Annotated in this window: 15 protein-coding genes; 5 read left to right on the top strand and 10 right to left on the bottom strand. The window is 60.2% G+C overall.

Annotated elements, in window-relative coordinates; genetic code table 11:
* Positions 1–20: 20 nt before the first annotated feature.
* The 9 genes from RCCGE510_RS24485 to RCCGE510_RS24445 form a co-directional block, all read right to left on the bottom strand.
* A complete protein-coding gene (locus RCCGE510_RS24485; RefSeq protein WP_007634396.1) occupies positions 21–1,016 on the bottom strand; it encodes a biotin-dependent carboxyltransferase family protein in 996 nt (331 codons plus the stop codon).
* Entirely contained in the window at positions 1,013–1,720 is a 708-nt protein-coding gene (pxpB, locus tag RCCGE510_RS24480) for a 5-oxoprolinase subunit PxpB (protein WP_007634394.1), read from the bottom strand. Before pxpB ends, RCCGE510_RS24485 begins: the two co-directional genes overlap by 4 nt.
* The gene (locus RCCGE510_RS24475) at positions 1,717–2,142 is read right to left on the bottom strand and encodes a hypothetical protein (protein WP_007634392.1); all 426 of its coding nucleotides are present in this window, start codon (positions 2,140–2,142) and stop codon (positions 1,717–1,719) included. Before RCCGE510_RS24475 ends, pxpB begins: the two co-directional genes overlap by 4 nt.
* Entirely contained in the window at positions 2,139–3,533 is a 1,395-nt protein-coding gene (gene accC, locus RCCGE510_RS24470) for an acetyl-CoA carboxylase biotin carboxylase subunit (protein ID WP_007634390.1), read from the bottom strand. Before accC ends, RCCGE510_RS24475 begins: the two co-directional genes overlap by 4 nt.
* Complete coding sequence (locus RCCGE510_RS24465) at positions 3,533–3,958, bottom strand: acetyl-CoA carboxylase biotin carboxyl carrier protein subunit (protein WP_007634388.1); 426 nt, start codon at positions 3,956–3,958, stop codon at positions 3,533–3,535. The genes accC and RCCGE510_RS24465 overlap by 1 nt, the downstream gene beginning before the upstream one ends.
* A gap of 374 nt (positions 3,959–4,332) precedes the next feature.
* A complete protein-coding gene (locus RCCGE510_RS24460) occupies positions 4,333–4,671 on the bottom strand; it encodes a hypothetical protein (protein WP_007634386.1) in 339 nt (112 codons plus the stop codon).
* Between the two features lie 34 nt (positions 4,672–4,705).
* On the bottom strand, positions 4,706–5,308 hold the full coding sequence (locus tag RCCGE510_RS24455; RefSeq protein ID WP_007634383.1) for a hypothetical protein: 603 nt from the start codon (positions 5,306–5,308) through the stop codon (positions 4,706–4,708).
* An 8-nt stretch (positions 5,309–5,316) separates the two neighbouring features.
* Positions 5,317–6,648, bottom strand: a complete 1,332-nt coding sequence (locus RCCGE510_RS24450) for a hypothetical protein (protein WP_037079635.1) — start codon at positions 6,646–6,648, stop codon at positions 5,317–5,319.
* Between the two features lie 117 nt (positions 6,649–6,765).
* Positions 6,766–8,640, bottom strand: a complete 1,875-nt coding sequence (locus tag RCCGE510_RS24445) for an adenylate/guanylate cyclase domain-containing protein (RefSeq protein ID WP_007634379.1) — start codon at positions 8,638–8,640, stop codon at positions 6,766–6,768.
* A 195-nt stretch (positions 8,641–8,835) separates the two neighbouring features.
* Between RCCGE510_RS24445 and RCCGE510_RS24440 the strand changes: the two genes are divergently transcribed.
* Positions 8,836–9,075 carry a type II toxin-antitoxin system prevent-host-death family antitoxin gene (locus tag RCCGE510_RS24440; RefSeq protein WP_037079632.1) on the top strand — a complete coding sequence of 80 codons (240 nt, stop codon included), beginning with the start codon at positions 8,836–8,838 and terminating at the stop codon, positions 9,073–9,075.
* 48 nt (positions 9,076–9,123) lie between these two features.
* Here RCCGE510_RS24440 and RCCGE510_RS24435 read toward each other — a convergent pair whose 3' ends face one another.
* Complete coding sequence (locus RCCGE510_RS24435) at positions 9,124–10,194, bottom strand: LacI family DNA-binding transcriptional regulator (RefSeq protein WP_037079628.1); 1,071 nt, start codon at positions 10,192–10,194, stop codon at positions 9,124–9,126.
* 222 nt (positions 10,195–10,416) lie between these two features.
* Here RCCGE510_RS24435 and RCCGE510_RS24430 point away from each other — a divergent pair, with 222 nt between their 5' ends.
* The 4 genes from RCCGE510_RS24430 (at position 10,417) to RCCGE510_RS24415 (ending at position 14,532) form a co-directional block, all read left to right on the top strand.
* Positions 10,417–11,370, top strand: a complete 954-nt coding sequence (locus RCCGE510_RS24430; RefSeq protein ID WP_007634374.1) for a sugar phosphate isomerase/epimerase — start codon at positions 10,417–10,419, stop codon at positions 11,368–11,370.
* 57 nt (positions 11,371–11,427) lie between these two features.
* The gene (locus tag RCCGE510_RS24425) at positions 11,428–12,660 is read left to right on the top strand and encodes an ABC transporter substrate-binding protein (RefSeq protein ID WP_037079626.1); all 1,233 of its coding nucleotides are present in this window, start codon (positions 11,428–11,430) and stop codon (positions 12,658–12,660) included.
* A 100-nt stretch (positions 12,661–12,760) separates the two neighbouring features.
* A complete protein-coding gene (locus RCCGE510_RS24420) occupies positions 12,761–13,648 on the top strand; it encodes a sugar ABC transporter permease (protein ID WP_007634370.1) in 888 nt (295 codons plus the stop codon).
* A complete protein-coding gene (locus RCCGE510_RS24415; protein WP_007634369.1) occupies positions 13,648–14,532 on the top strand; it encodes a carbohydrate ABC transporter permease in 885 nt (294 codons plus the stop codon). The genes RCCGE510_RS24420 and RCCGE510_RS24415 overlap by 1 nt, the downstream gene beginning before the upstream one ends.
* The last annotated feature ends 6 nt before the right edge of the window (positions 14,533–14,538 follow it).

The following is a 14,538-nucleotide window of genomic DNA, read 5'->3' as shown; positions in this document are numbered from 1 at the left end:
AGTTCCTCCTTTCGCCTCCCTTAGGCCATCGCCTTCAGGGCGCGCTTGACCATCCGGGATGTCTGCCTGACATCGTCGACATAGCGGGCGACGGCCTGTTCGACCGCACGCGCTTCCGCATGTGTCGAGCGGACGAATTTCAGGCGGGCGCCGATGCGGGCCTGACCGAGCCGCCAAAGGTCGCACTCGATCACGCCGGCGATCTTCGGATAGCCGCCGGCCGTATTCGCATCGCTCATCTGCACGATCGGTTCGCCGCCGGGCGGAACCTGGATCACGCCGGGCACGACGCCGTGGGAACGCATCTCGATGGAGGCGGTCGGCTTGATCGGCTCGCCGGACAGGCGATAGCCCGTCCGGTCGCTGCGCGAGGAAATCCGCCAGGTCTGGCTCCAGAAGGCTTCGCCGTCTCCGGTGAAAAGATCGTGCTCGCCGGCAGGAAGGGCGCGGATCGGCAGCACGCCGTCGACGGGGGCCGGAAAGACATCGCACAGTGCTGCAGCCGGCTCGACGACGGCGAGGCCAGAGGCCGGGAGCATGGCAATTTCCAAATCCTCGCCGACCGCGATCCGATCGCCCTTCGCCAGAGGTCGGCCGGCATTGCCGCCGAAGCCGCCGCGCAGCGACGTGCTTCGCGATCCCATGACAGGGGCAATATCCAGCCCGCCTCCAAGCGAAATATAAGAACGTGCAAGCCGCGGAGGCTGCTGTAGCTGGAGAACCTGTCCGGCATTGGCGATATAGGCGCACCAGGAAATGAGTTCAGATCCATCGAGATGCGGACTGCCGTCGGCGCCGGTCACGGCAAAGACGGTGCGCCGCTCGAAACGCAGACTGAACGGGAAGGTCTGCACCTCGATCGCGGCGGCATTCTCGTCATTGCCGACGAGAATATTGCCGATCCGGACCGCAAGCGGATCCATGGCGCCGCTCGCCGATACGCCGATGTCGCGATAGCCGGGGCGCCCCAGATCCTGCACTGTGTTGAACGGGCCGCTTTCCAAGATCTCGATCATAGCTCGATCCTTGCCGGCAGGAACCGCACCGTATCTCCCGGCGCCATCATGGCGGGGGTCGGCGAGGCTGGGTCGAACATCTGCAGGGATGCGAAGCCGATGGAATTCCAGCCGTTGGGACCGGTGAGCATGGCGACGCCGGTCTGCATGCCGCCGATGGTCACGCAGCCCTTCGGCATCTTCAGCGACGGCACGGTCTTTCGCGGCATATAGATGCGCGGATCGAGGCCATGCAGATAGCCGAAACCTGGCGCGCTGCCCAGGGCGAAGACACGATAGGTCGCTTCATGGTGGATGCGGACGACTTCGCGGTCGCTCAAGCCGGAGAGATCGCAAAGGGCGGGAAGATCCGTCGCATGCTCGCCGCCGTAAATGACGGGGATCTCGATGGTCTTGCCCTTGAGATCGATGCTCTGCGCATTCTCCCATGCCTCCAGCAGCCGGGTGACCACCGCATCGGAGTCTTCTGGCGTCTCCTTGAAGATCACCAGCAGGTTGGTCATGCCGGGAATATCTTCGGCAAGGTCCGTCCAACCCTTCACCGCCTGCGACAGCGCCCAGATCCGCCGCTGCGCGATGAGATCGAACTCGCCCGGCGCCTCGAGCAGGAAGGATCTGGCCCCGATCGAGGACACCCGTGCCCGGCTTTGGGTGGCCGGAACGATTTCGCGCTGCGATGCATGCCTGTTCGTTGTGGCGATCATGATGGGAACTCGATTTCGAACAGAGGATCGCCGAAGCCGATCAGGGCGCCAGGTTCGGCAAGCAGCCTGATCAAAACCCCGGAACGGCCGGCGCGAAGAGGTAGCAGCAAGTGCCCTACCCTGATGAAGCCGAGGATATCCGCATCGGATACGGAGCGCGGCAGCGTTTGGGGCGTGACGGCGGCGGCCGGATGTTCAGCGCAGAAATATCCCGCGAGCGGCGCCTGCAAGATGACAGGTGCGGGTTCCGGAGCGCGGGGTGTGGCTACCTGTACGCCGATCGGGGCGCCACCCTCCCCTGAAATGACGATGCGAAGCTGTCCGCCCGGCCGGGAGATTTCGAGACCGTCCACGCCGGCAGCCGTCAGTGCGTCGGTGAGGAATGCGATGGTTGCAGGATCGCTGAAATCGATTGCGCTCATGCCGCGGCCCTCCGCAGCTTCAGCCATTGTTCGAGATAGTGGATATCGGTCTCTCCGCGTGCGAATGCGTGATCCTCGAAAAGCGCGCGCAGGAAGGGAATATTCGTGGCGATACCTTCGATTTCGGTGCCGGCAAGCGCCTCGCACATTCTTGCCATCGCCTTCGCCCGTGTCGGCGCGTGGACGATCAGCTTGGCGATCAGCGAGTCGTAATAGGGCGAGACCTTGTAGCCGGGATGAATATGCGTATCGACGCGGATGCCTGGCCCCTCGGGCAAAACCAGATGGGTGACGACACCCGCAGACGACAGGAAATTGTCAGGATCCTCGGCGTTGATGCGGCATTCGAAAGAGTGGCCCTTGCAGGTCACATCGCCCTGGGTGAGATCCAGTACGTCACCCTGAGCCGCTTTTATCTGCGCCTGGACGATATCGACCCCGCCCGTCAGCTCGGTGACGGGATGTTCGACCTGAAGCCGCGTGTTCATCTCGATGAAATAGAAAGCGCCGTCCTCATAGAGGAATTCGAAGGTGCCGACGCCACGGTAGCCGATCTGGCGGCAGGCCTGGACGCAAGCCATGCCGACCGGCTGAATGATATCGGGCGCGATCCCGGGCGCCGGCGCTTCTTCCACCACTTTCTGATGGCGGCGCTGCATCGAGCAATCCCGGTGACCCAGCCAAACGGCATTGCCGTGATCGTCGCAAAGAACCTGGATCTCGATGTGGCGCGGATGCTGGAGGAACTTTTCCATATAGAGCGAGGGTGAGCCGAAGGCCTTGCGCGCCTCTTCCCGGGTCAGCGCGATCGCTTCATGCAACTGATCGGCCTTCAGCACGACGCGCATGCCGCGTCCGCCGCCGCCGCCTGACGCCTTGACGATGATGGGATATCCGATCTCCAGCGCGACGCGCTCGATCGAGGCCGGGTCGTCGGGCAGCGCGGTATCGGGACCGGGAACGCAGTGGACGCCGGCCGCCATCATCGCCCGTTTTGCCGCAATCTTATCGCCCATCGTGGCGATCGATGACGCCGTCGGACCGATGAAGACCAGGCCGGCCTTTTCGACTACGTCGGAGAATGCGGCGTTTTCAGACAGGAAACCATAGCCGGGATGGATGGCGCCAGCACCGGTCAGGCGTGCCGCGAGAAGAATTGCATCCTGATTGAGATAGCTCTTGCCCGCGCTCGACGGGCCGATGCAGAGAAAACGATCTGCGGTTTTGATGTAGGACGCTTCCCTGTCCGCTTCGGAGCAGACGGCGACCGTCTTCAGGCCGAGCTCGCGGCAGGCGCGCTGAATCCGGGCAGCGATCTCGCCGCGATTGGCGATGAGGACGGTATCGAAGCGGCGCCCTGAAGCAGCGGATTGTTCCGATGTTTCCGGCATCAGGCGATCTCCGCCAGCAGGTCGCCGGTCTCGACCTCACCATTGTCGATATCGGTCAGCTGCGTGATGCGCCCGGACCGCGGTGCCGTGATCGTGTTGAAGACCTTCATTGCCTCGATGATGAAGAGGGTCTGCCCCTCCTCCACCACGTCACCGATTGCGACGAACGGCGGCTCGCCGGGCGCTGGAGCCCGATGCAGAACGCCGAAGAGGGGCGCCTTCACCGGATAGGAGGTTTTCTCGACGCTGGAAGGCGCGTCAGGGGCGAGGTTGGTCGTCGGCTCTTTCGAGGGCTCGGAAGCAGCTGCCTCTCCCGGCGACGTGCGGAAAATCCGAACCGTCACGTCCTTTTCCGTCACCGTCAGCTCGGTAATGTTCGATCGTCCGACAAAGTCGATCAGCGTCTTGATCTTCGAGAGGTCCATGTGCGTGCTCGGAATTTCAAATTCCACCGCGCAGACCTGAAGTTTCAGATCGCCCGGCGTTATGATTTTCGTAGCATGACGTGTGGGTTGATGGGGTCAGACGAAGTTTTGATGGAGCGCAATCCACGCTATGGGGAGATATCGCCGAATGCCCTTGATGGCAGCCGGCGCGGGCGAAACCATCGAAGAGCCAAGCGTTTTTGAAAGCGCGCCTCCCTCCAAAATGAATCACACTTCATCGCACCTGCTTCTCTCGCAGGTCTGTCTGTGGGTCGCATCCGTTGGACGGGGCGACCGACAAACAGACTGCGCATGAGGACAGTGGCTGGCCAAGTCGTAGACCGTCGGCTCGAATTAACGTGGCCTCTCAACGATCAGACGATCAAAAATCCTTGTATGGCGCTCTTCTGGCCATTCAGTTTTATCACAACCCACAAGGGTGGGTCGGGCGGCTTTTTGGTGGTATCGGTAAGCTTGGCGCCAAGCGCCGGTTTAGCGACGACGGGCCATACCTTGTCCGTGCTCGTAGCAGAATCATCTGCAAGTACTTCGACGTCAACTCTATCGCTGCCATCTTGCTTGGTAGATACATAGACATCCATCCCCTCGCCAAAGCCGTTACCTATGAGTGTAAACGGCGTTCGTGTGCGTAGCGGAGCTTGCACAGACTTGGGGTCCAAGCGCACAATTTCGAGAGTAGTTTTCGCGGCCATGATAGCCTCCCTGGTCCATCCTTATCCGTAAAAATTAATCACCATCGCCCGATCTGCGTGGGATGAATCCGCCTGATCTCGACATCACGCCGCCGGAGCGGGACAAGGCGCCACCCGACCTGGACAATCCGCCGCTTGCCATTCCTCGAGGATCAGCCGAGGCCTCGGCCGAAAGCAGGATTTGCTCAAGGGTTCCAGTTTGGGCATCAAGCCTCATCGAGACATCGTCCTTGTCATAGATCCAGACCTTCATATCCCTGGCGAGCGCTCCAATTTGGGAGCCGAGGCCCGTTCGTGCACTCGATCCTGGGGACCGAGACAATCTGTCGTATTCGATGTCGCCATCGACGTTCCGCGGAGGGGGATCGTCAGGATTCAGGCCGCTACCGTGGACGACGAAAATAGCCGGTGGGCTTAGTTCAACGAAAGTCCCCTCGAAAGAGAAAGCATAGATTCGCGCGAGGGTCGCTTCGTTCGTGCTGAGCTGGCCCCTCAGAAAACTGTTAGCCCCCAATGGATTTCCGATCAGAGGCTGATAAACGTCGCCTCTCAGAAGAAGGTCACTGAGTTCACGCCCGAAGAGATACACCGCTGATACACCTAATAAGGTTTCGTTGTCTGCCACGTCTGCCTCCATCCACCTGGTTATTGACCGATGCCTGATCTCGACAGCAGAACTTTCTCGCGAAAGGGCATCTTCGGAAGCTCCAGATAATCTATCGGCAGCAACGTCCGCGCAGAGTGGAGATGACTGTGATGCTCGCCGCCTTTGAGGTGCGGGCCAGCGTGCAATTCACCAATCGCCCGTCGCCTGAAGTTCCTACTGATAATCCGTGCGAACTGACCGCCACTTTCGTTCTGATCGATCGCAAGCATCGTTCTCGCGACGTCGCCGTAGTCGAGAAAGTCGGGAGCGAGAGCCCACAAGGCTTCCGCCAGATACGTCCCGACGATATCGCGGGCGTCGAGCAGTGCTTCGACAAAACCATCCGAGTTCCGCGCGAAAGCGCGGTCGAAAGCATGTTGCACCGTCGCCTCGGCAGCCGGATCGAACTCGGCAATATCTGCGAGGTCTTCAACCGCGTCCGAGATCAGGCCGCGCGCCACGAGGCTCTCGTGAAAGATGTCGACGAGGATGTCGAATATCGCGCCGGTGAGCGGCTGCGAGAGTTCGTGCTCGTCCTTCCACCCACGCGCGAATTCGGCCATCGTCCTTTTGTTGTTTGCCGACCGTATCTGGCGATGCGGCGAAAATTCCGAAAAGCGTGAGAGGCGGTTTGCGCGGTAGAGGTTACCGCGCGTCTCCGCGAGAACATTGTCGATCACGGACGGAAAATGCATGGCCGCGATCAGCGACCCGCAGTCGGAGAAGGCCTCCTGGAAGCCAAGATATTCGGGATACTCGGCTCCTGGACGCGGCACGCCGAGCACGCTGAAGATGATCGCGTGTCCCACCTCGTGGGCGATGACGTCGAAATCCAGGCTGAAGGGAAGGATGCTTCCATCCTTATCGAACTGGCTGCCGACTTCGAGGAAACCATAGCCGTACTGTGCGTTGTCCCATTGCGGCAAAATGGAGATCTCCAGACGGTCATTGTGCTCGCGAAAATGCCAGGTGAGCGGCTGGCCGAGATAACGCTCCCAGACATCTAGTGTGAAACGCACGCATCCAAAAACATGCGCGGCTTCGAAGCCGGCCATCGAAGGTCGGAGATAGTTGAAATTGCCGCACACGTCGGGGGTGACGGGCTTGAGGATTTTCCCCGTCCAGGGCGGTAGATACATGTACGGCGTTCCGAGCGGCCCGCGGTTCAAACCGTAAGGACCGGTCTTGCCGACTGGCTCTACAACAAACATGCGATCGTCGGCTGGGCCAGCTGTCAGGCTACCCAACGGAGACGATACTTCAACGATCTCGGGCTTGGACCGAGCATCTTCAAATGGAGGCTGTACAAAAAGCCTGAACCGGGTGCCCATCCGCTCCCCCTCAAAAGACTTTTATGCTTGCCAGTTTAAGTTGACGATCGGCGCTCGCACGAATTTTAGCAAGTAATAAAATAGAATTAGAACTAGCCTGCCTAAATGTACGGGGCGTTATTCTGGCAGCTCAACCAACCTTAAATAACGCGGGTGAGTGCGAATGGGATCGAGGTCGGAATCGTTCTTGAACCACAGCCGCATCTCTATGCCGACCTGCGGCATCCAGACCTCGAGCAAGTCTATCGCACGCTCAATCTCGCCAAGCAGTGCATAGGTGCAGGCGGCATTGTACTGAATGTTGATATCATCGGGATCCGTCGCCAGGGAGCGGGCCAACCACTCCAGAGCCTGATCGCGGACACCGAGAAAGGCCAGCACCGTCGCCCCAAGACAGGCAACATTGGCATTCTCCGGATGTCGCCGCAGTTCTTCCTCAGCCTTTTTCAACGCGATCCGAGCATAGTTGCTGGCCTTGTCTGTTTGCCCGAGCGAACGAAGGACGTTCACAAGCATGATCGGCGCACCATAGTCGGCAGGCTTGATTTCCATGGCACGCTGAAAGTGCGTAGCCGCGAGTTCAAATTGACCTTCGGTGACGCAAAATTCGGCATAATACCGATTTGCCTCGTGGCAATCGGCGTCGAGCGACAAAGCCTGCTCGAATGCAGAAACCGCCTCGGTGCGATTACCGGCCACCGCCAATGCAAATCCTTTGGCCGCATGGGCCTCCGCCAGATTGGGATCGATAACGAGCGCCATCGTCGTATTCGCGAGAATGTCCTCCACCGGAATCTCGGCGCCGAACTGAGACCGCAGACGCGCATCGCAAACCGCGATGCCGGCATAGGCGCGGGCATAATTCGGATCCAGTTCGATGGCTCGGGCGAAGCTCTGCCTGGCCATCAGATGGTTCGAGCGCGAGGCAATATGGTAGTATTCGCGCCCTCTGAGGAAGTGCGTATAAGCTTCGACGCTCTCTGTCGGCGCTTGCTCGATTGCTTCCTTTTCCTCCGGGAGCAGCTTGACCTTCAATTGCTCGACAATTGCCTTCGTGATCTCGTCCTGCACTTCGAAGATATCGGTGAGGTCGCGGTCGTAACGCGCCGCCCAGACGTGGCCGTCGCTGGCTGCGTCGATCAATTCGGCATTGATCCTCACATGGGTGCCGGCCTTGCGGACGCTGCCTTCTACGACATAGGCGACCCCGAGCTCCCTGGCGATGCGCTGCAGGTTTTCGCTCCGGCCTTTCCATGTGAAGACAGTATAGCGGCTCAGGACAAACAGGCCTGAAACATTCGATAGATCAGTGATGATGTCCTCGGTAATGCCGTCGCTGAAAAACTCCTGGGCGGGATCGTCGCTGATGTTGGCAAATGGCAGGATTGCCACGGATGGCTTGTTGACGGGTGCCTGCGTGTGGCCGTTTGCGGTAAGCGGCATCCCTTCACCGGAGGCGACATTGCCCCAATCGGCAAAATAGACATGCACCGGACGCAATATATTCTTGACGGTCTTTTCGCCCTGGTCTGCGAAATCGAGGCCGAGTTTGTTTCCGACTTCGTGGCGCACCGCCGCCGAACAGGCAATGCCGCCCGGAGCTGCAAGGGCTTGTAGCCGGACCGCCACATTAATGCCGTCCCCATGAAAGTCATCCGCGTCGAAGACGATGTCGCCCAAATTCAAGCCTATTCGAAACGCAAAATGCCTGTCGGCTGGAAGCCCCATGTTGCGCTCAAGCATGCCGCGCTGGATATCGACTGCGCATCGGGCGGCACTGAGCACGCTGCCGAACTCGACCAGGAAACCGTCGCCCATCACCTTGATTATACGCCCGTCGTGGGTCGTGACAGCCGGTTCGAAGAGCTCGCGGCGATGCTGCCGAAGGGCATTGAGCGTGTCCTCTTCGTTTGCCTCCAGGAGACGGCTGTACCCCACCACATCGGCGGCCAGAATAGCTGTCAATCGACGCTCGACAAGTTCTGCGCACATGCCCGTCTCCCCAACGTGCTGGTGGCAATACTATTCAATTCGAGAAACTAGCCAGTAATGTTGCCGGACGATCGTATTACTGACAACTAAAATCTCCCTCTCGGCTGTAAGAGCTCCCGGAGCGGATTTAGATCGCGGATTATAACAGCCTGACGGCTGACAGTGTTATATGTGGGTAAATACACGGGGCATGTCATGACCATTACTACGCTTTCCAGCCATGAATTCATTCACCATGTCAGCAGTGCGAAGAAGGCTGCCCAAATGGGACCGGTCATCATCACTGACCGCGGCAAACCTTCTCATGTCCTTCTGACATATGAGGCATTTCAGCGTCTTTCCGGCAGGCGCAAAAGTCTGGTCGACGGGCTTTCGATGCCCGGTCTATCAGAGATCGCTTTCATGCCAACGCGGGTCGAGATCAAAATTCGCTGAGTTGGCTTGTCTTGCGCCCATCCGATCGAGATGCCGGTGCCGGTATCGTCAACTCTTCGGAGGGGCAACGCTCTCCCGCAGGATGAGTCTGCTGCGGATGACGGTGGGCGCAGAAGCAGGGTTTTGGCTCTGGCCAAGCGCGTCGAGCAGGAGATCCACTGCAGCGCGGCCCATCTCTTCCACCGGCTGTTCGATCGTCGAGAGCGGCGGCGAGGAGAATTCGCAGACGGGCGAACCGTCGAAGGAGACGACGGACAGATCATCGGGAATGCTCAAGCCTGCGCGCTTGATGCAACTGACAAATGAGATGGCCATGTCATCGCTGGTGGCGATGACTGCCGTTGGTTTCTCGTCCAATCCAGCGAAATCGTCTGCCGCCTGCACGCCGATGTCGAAACCGTGCTGATAATCGAGGCGACCGCCCGAGCGACGCACCGACTCCGCAGACAATCCCGCCGCCTCAAGCGCCTCGAGCACGCCGCCATAACGCTCGACGTCATGATAATTGCCTTCAGGTCCTGCAAGGTAGAAGAACCGGCGGTGGCCCAGCCGGATCAGTTCGGCGGTTACGTCGCGCACAGCCTCGCGGTCGTTCGTCACGACGCTCTGCAGGCCCGCATCGCTCATGTCGAGCAGCATCGAAACGATCGGCAGGCCGGAACTTGCCAGCGAGCGCCCATCGACCTCCGGAAGCTTCGATGACAGGATAATGGCTCCGCGCACGCTGCCGCCGAAGGCGAGGTCGAGAATGTGCCGCTCGGAAATCTCGTCGCGATCGAGGTTGGCGATCATCAGGTTGTAGCCGCCCTGGATCAGCGACTTGTTGATACTCTGCAGGACCTGCGGAATGATCTGTGAGACGCCATAATAGAGCGATCCGGGCAGGATGATCATGATGATGTTGGATTTACCGACTCTCAGACCGCGTGCCATTGCATTCGGAGTATAGCCGAGCTGCTTGGCCGCCGCGTTGATCTTGGCGCGCGTCTTCTCGTTGACCCGTCCGGGATTGGCAAGCGCGCGGCTCACCGTTGAGATCGCAACACCGGCGAGCCGTGCGACATCAGCCATCAACGCACCCGACTGCTCCTCTGCGGCCACATCCCTGTTTTTATTCACGTTTGTTTCATTCTCCCGGATGCTCCGATTTGCAACTCTAAGGCAGCCGGCGATTTATAGCAAACGTTTGCCAAAAATCGCTTGCTTAAAAAACCAGCTTGATTATCATCTAGGCATGGCAAACGATTGCCATTCTTTAATGCGTTGAAAATTCATGATTTATTGATTGTGGAGCCGCTGTTCCGCACGCGGGTAGGTCATGCCTTAAGAAGTGGAATGGATATGGCTACTGGCGACAGGCTCCGCTTCGGCGTCGATCTCGTGACGTTCTTCGATCCCGGCTTCTGGGGTGTCGATAGCCATGACGCGATCATCGACTATGCGCGCGCCGAACCGCGTGCCTTCTGGAACAAGATTCTCGACAGCGTGCAGGCCTCGGGCGTCACCGGCGTCGAGCTGACGTTTTCTCCGTTCAACTGGCAGGATGCGATCAAGACCTATGGTTCCGTCGATGCCTTTGCAGCCGAGCTGGCAAGACGCGGCCTGACGCTCTGCAGCGGCTTCTTCGCCGAACTGGAGGCGGCGGGCGACTTCGCCGAGCCCGAGGCCCAGCGCGCGCTGATCGACAAGGCGGAGCGTTATGCCGACTTCCTGAAAGCCTGCGGCAGCGACATCATGGTGATCGGTGCCCCGCTTCGCCAGACGCTCGGCGCCCAGCCGGTGCAGTTCTACGATTTCGACCGTGCCAAGGTGATCGCCGATTTCCTGAACCGGCTCGGCGCGACCCTCTATGCCAGGGGCGTGCGGCTGGCGCTGCACACCGAGGCGCACTCGATCTTTGCCGCCGCCCGCGACGTCGAACTGATGATGCTTCTGACCGACCCAGCCTATGTGCATATGTGCCCGGACACGGCCCATATCATCGTTGCCGGCTCCGATCCCATCCAGCTTGTTGATCGCCACCACGAGCGCGTGATCATCGCCCACTGGAAGGATGCGATCGGGCCCATGCCTGCCGACACGCCGATCGACAAGCACATCCACGATCGCCACCAACCGTATTTCTGCAGCTTCGGCCTTGGACGGGTCGACTGGCCGGCCTGGATCCGGCTGCTGCGCGACCGCGCCTATGAAGGTTGGGCAATTCTCGAACTCGATGCCGCGCCGGATCCCGTCCGCGACATCGCCAACGGGCTGACTCTCGTCCGGCAGGCGCTCCTGCCGATCTATCGCTGACGATTATTCCCAAGACAACGAACGCCCCGCAAAGAGGGCATTTCACGAGGTGGAACAATGACGACAATGATAAAGCTTTTTCTTGCCGGTGTGGCATTCGCCGGTCTCTTCGCTTCGGCGCATGCCGAGGACAAACCGACAATCGAGATCATGTCGTCCTGGACGTCGGGCGGCGAAGCGGCAGCCCTCAACGTCATCAAGACCGAGTTCGAAAAGCGCGGCGGCGTCTGGAAGGATTCCTCGATCGCCGGCTTCGGCGCCGCCGATGCCGCCTTCCAGAACCGTATCGTTGCCGGTGACGCGCCCGGCGCCAAGCAAGGCGTCATCGGCCTTGCGGCCGCAGATTTCATCAACCAGGGTCTGTTCAATCCGATCGACGACGTAGCCGGTGCCGGCAAATGGGCTGACGTCCTGCCGAAATCGATCCATGATCTCATCTCCTATAACGGCAAAGCCTATCTCGCGCCGACCGGCGCCCATGGCGAAAGCTGGGTGTTCTATTCCAAGGAGGCCTTCGGCAAGGCCGGCATCGCCGAGGAGCCCAAGACCTGGGACGAGTTCTTCGCCGACTTCGACAAGCTGAAGGCTGCCGGCATCGTTCCCGTTGCCTGGGGCGGCCAGCCGTGGCAGCAGACCAAGGTCTTCAACATGATCCTGCTCTCGCAGGTCGGGATCGACGGCTTCCTGAAGATTTATGTCGACAAGGACAAGAGCCAGGCCTCCATTGACGGCGTGAAGAAGACCCTCGAAATTCTCGGCAAGCTGCGCGGCTATGTCGATGCGGGTGCTGCCGGCCGCAACTGGAACGACGCAACAGCCATGCTGATCACCGCCAAGGCCGGCGTGCAGTTCATGGGCGACTGGGCCAAGGGCGAATTCACTGTCGCCGGCAAGGAGCCGGGCGAGGACTATGGCTGCATGATCGTGCCGGAGTCCAAGGGCATGGTCTATATCGCCGACTCCCTCTGGTTCCCGAAGACCGGCAATGCCGTGACCGACAAGGCGCAGAAACTTCTCGCCGAAGTCGTCATGGATCCGGCGGTGCAGGTCGAATTCGCCTTGAAGAAAGGCTCTGTCCCGATGCGCACCGACGTCGACAAATCGAAACTCGATGTCTGCGCCCAGAAGGGTGCCGAGTTGATGGCTGCCGGTGCGATCGTTCCGGATCAGGCGATCGTGCTGACTCCGCAGCAGGTCGGCGCGCTTGACGATTTCGTCGACGAATACTGGAGCGGTGGCGCAAACGATGCAGCCTCCGGGGCGGAGAATTTCTTCGCCGTCTTCGAGTAGAATAGTGCCTGCGGCGTCGGCCTGATCCCGACGCCGCGGCCGACGCTGCTGCCTCGCGGGGCGGCGTGCGCCCTGCTTCCTTCCGTCAACGAGCTGGCCGATGCCCATCAAACGCAAGCCCAATCTTTCCGCCACCATTGCGCTGCTGCCGACATGGTTCGTCGCGGTCGTGGTCTTCATCGGCACCATGGCCTGGTCGATCCGCCTGTCCTTCACCAACTCGACGCTCTTTCCATCCTCGACCTATGTCGGCTTTGCGCAGTATTCGAAACTGTTTGCTTCCGCCAAGTGGCTTGCATCGCTGCAAAACGTGTTGATCTTCGGTGTGCTCTACGTTGCTGGCTGCCTTTTGCTCGGCTTCCTGCTGGCCGCAGCACTTGACCGCAAGATCCGTTTTGAAAGCGCCTTCAGAACCATATTTCTTTATCCCTACGCCATGTCCTTCGTCGTGACCGGGCTGATCTGGCAATGGATGCTCAATCCGACCCTCGGCATCCAGGCGAGCGTGCGTTCGCTCGGCTGGGAGAGTTTTGTCCTCGACTGGGTGGTCAATCGCGACCTGGCGATCTATGCGCTGGTGCTTGCCGGCGTCTGGCAGGGTGCGGGGCTGGTGATGGTCATCGCGCTCGCCGGCATGCGCGGCATCGAAGGCGAGCAATGGAAGGCGGCGCGGATCGACGGCATTCCCGTCTGGCGGATCTATGTCTCGATCGTCCTGCCGCAGCTCGGGCCAGCGCTGGCGGCAGCCGGCATGCTGCTCGCGATGGGGGTGATCAAGACCTATGACATCGTCGTCGCCATGACCAATGGCGGCCCCGGCAATGCGACGGAGGTGCCGGCGAAATTCATCATGGACAATTTGTTCGGACGCCAGAACCTCGGCCTCGCGACCGCCGGCGCGACGGTGCTTGTCCTCGGTGTGATCATCGCAGTCGCCCCGTTCCGCTACGCGATGCACATGCGCGACAGAGCGAAGGGAGGCGCGTGATGGCAGGTCCTCATCCGAACGGTCCGAAGCCGGCGCAGATCACCGCCGGGCGCATCGGCCTCTATTCCTTCCTGGTTGTTGCCGCGCTTTTCTTTCTTCTGCCGCTCTACACCATGGTCGTCACCTCGCTGAAGTCGATGGACGAAATCCGGCTCGGTCAGATCTTCGCCCTGCCGGCTAGGCTCGATTTCTCCGCCTGGAGGACCGCCTGGTCGGGCGCCTGCATGGGGACCGTTTGCGTCGGCATTCGCAGCGGCTTCTGGAATTCGGTGGCGATCACCCTTCCCGCGGTGGCGCTCTCGGTCTTCATCGGCGCCGTCAATGGCTATGCGCTGTCGCTCTGGCGGCCGCGCGGGGCAAACCTGCTCTTCGGCCTGCTGATGGCCGGCGGCCTCATCCCCTACCAGATTTTCCTCTATCCGATGGTCCGGGCGATGGCGAATATCGACCTCTACAATTCGCTCGCCGGCATCATTCTCGTGCATGTCATCTTCGGACTGCCGCTGGTGACGCTGCTCTTCCGCAATTATTTCGTCAGCGTGCCGGAGGAGCTCTGCAAGGCGGCGCGCGTCGATGGCGCCGGCTTCTGGCGGATCTTCTTTGAGATCATGCTGCCGATCGCCGTGCCGATGGTGGTCGTGGTCTCGATGCTGCAGTTCACCGGCATCTGGAACGACTTCCTGCTCGGTCTCGTCTTCGCCGGACGCGACAATCTGCCGATGACCGTACAGCTCAACAATATCGTCAATACTACGATGGGCGAGCGGACCTACAACGTCAACATGGCGGCGACGATCCTGACCGCCATCGTTCCGCTCGCCATCTATTTCCTGTCCGGCCGCTGGTTCGTGCGCGGCATCGCCGCCGGCGCAGTCAAGGGGTAACGCTTC

Origin of the sequence: Rhizobium sp. CCGE 510, assembly GCF_000292525.1 — a bacterium.
Taxonomy (GTDB): Bacteria; Pseudomonadota; Alphaproteobacteria; order Rhizobiales; family Rhizobiaceae; genus Rhizobium.
The sequence above is the reverse complement of the archived record's forward strand: the minus strand, read 5'-3'. Positions and strand labels throughout refer to the sequence as shown.

Bases quoted from the DNA above. Each gene is read 5' to 3' on its own strand.
- RCCGE510_RS24455 (WP_007634383.1), bottom strand. From the start codon at position 5,308: ATGGAGGCAGACGTGGCAGACAACGAAACCTTATTAGGTGTATCAGCG.
- RCCGE510_RS24475 (WP_007634392.1), bottom strand. From the start codon at position 2,142: ATGAGCGCAATCGATTTCAGCGATCCTGCAACCATCGCATTCCTCACC.
- RCCGE510_RS24425 (WP_037079626.1), top strand. From the start codon at position 11,428: ATGACGACAATGATAAAGCTTTTTCTTGCCGGTGTGGCATTCGCCGGT.
- RCCGE510_RS24440 (WP_037079632.1), top strand. From the start codon at position 8,836: ATGACCATTACTACGCTTTCCAGCCATGAATTCATTCACCATGTCAGC.
- RCCGE510_RS24415 (WP_007634369.1), top strand. From the start codon at position 13,648: ATGGCAGGTCCTCATCCGAACGGTCCGAAGCCGGCGCAGATCACCGCC.
- accC (WP_007634390.1), bottom strand. From the start codon at position 3,533: ATGCCGGAAACATCGGAACAATCCGCTGCTTCAGGGCGCCGCTTCGAT.
- RCCGE510_RS24460 (WP_007634386.1), bottom strand. From the start codon at position 4,671: ATGGCCGCGAAAACTACTCTCGAAATTGTGCGCTTGGACCCCAAGTCT.
- RCCGE510_RS24430 (WP_007634374.1), top strand. From the start codon at position 10,417: ATGGCTACTGGCGACAGGCTCCGCTTCGGCGTCGATCTCGTGACGTTC.
- RCCGE510_RS24465 (WP_007634388.1), bottom strand. From the start codon at position 3,958: ATGGACCTCTCGAAGATCAAGACGCTGATCGACTTTGTCGGACGATCG.
- RCCGE510_RS24485 (WP_007634396.1), bottom strand. From the start codon at position 1,016: ATGATCGAGATCTTGGAAAGCGGCCCGTTCAACACAGTGCAGGATCTG.
- RCCGE510_RS24450 (WP_037079635.1), bottom strand. From the start codon at position 6,648: ATGGGCACCCGGTTCAGGCTTTTTGTACAGCCTCCATTTGAAGATGCT.
- RCCGE510_RS24420 (WP_007634370.1), top strand. From the start codon at position 12,761: ATGCCCATCAAACGCAAGCCCAATCTTTCCGCCACCATTGCGCTGCTG.
- pxpB (WP_007634394.1), bottom strand. From the start codon at position 1,720: ATGATCGCCACAACGAACAGGCATGCATCGCAGCGCGAAATCGTTCCG.
- RCCGE510_RS24445 (WP_007634379.1), bottom strand. From the start codon at position 8,640: ATGTGCGCAGAACTTGTCGAGCGTCGATTGACAGCTATTCTGGCCGCC.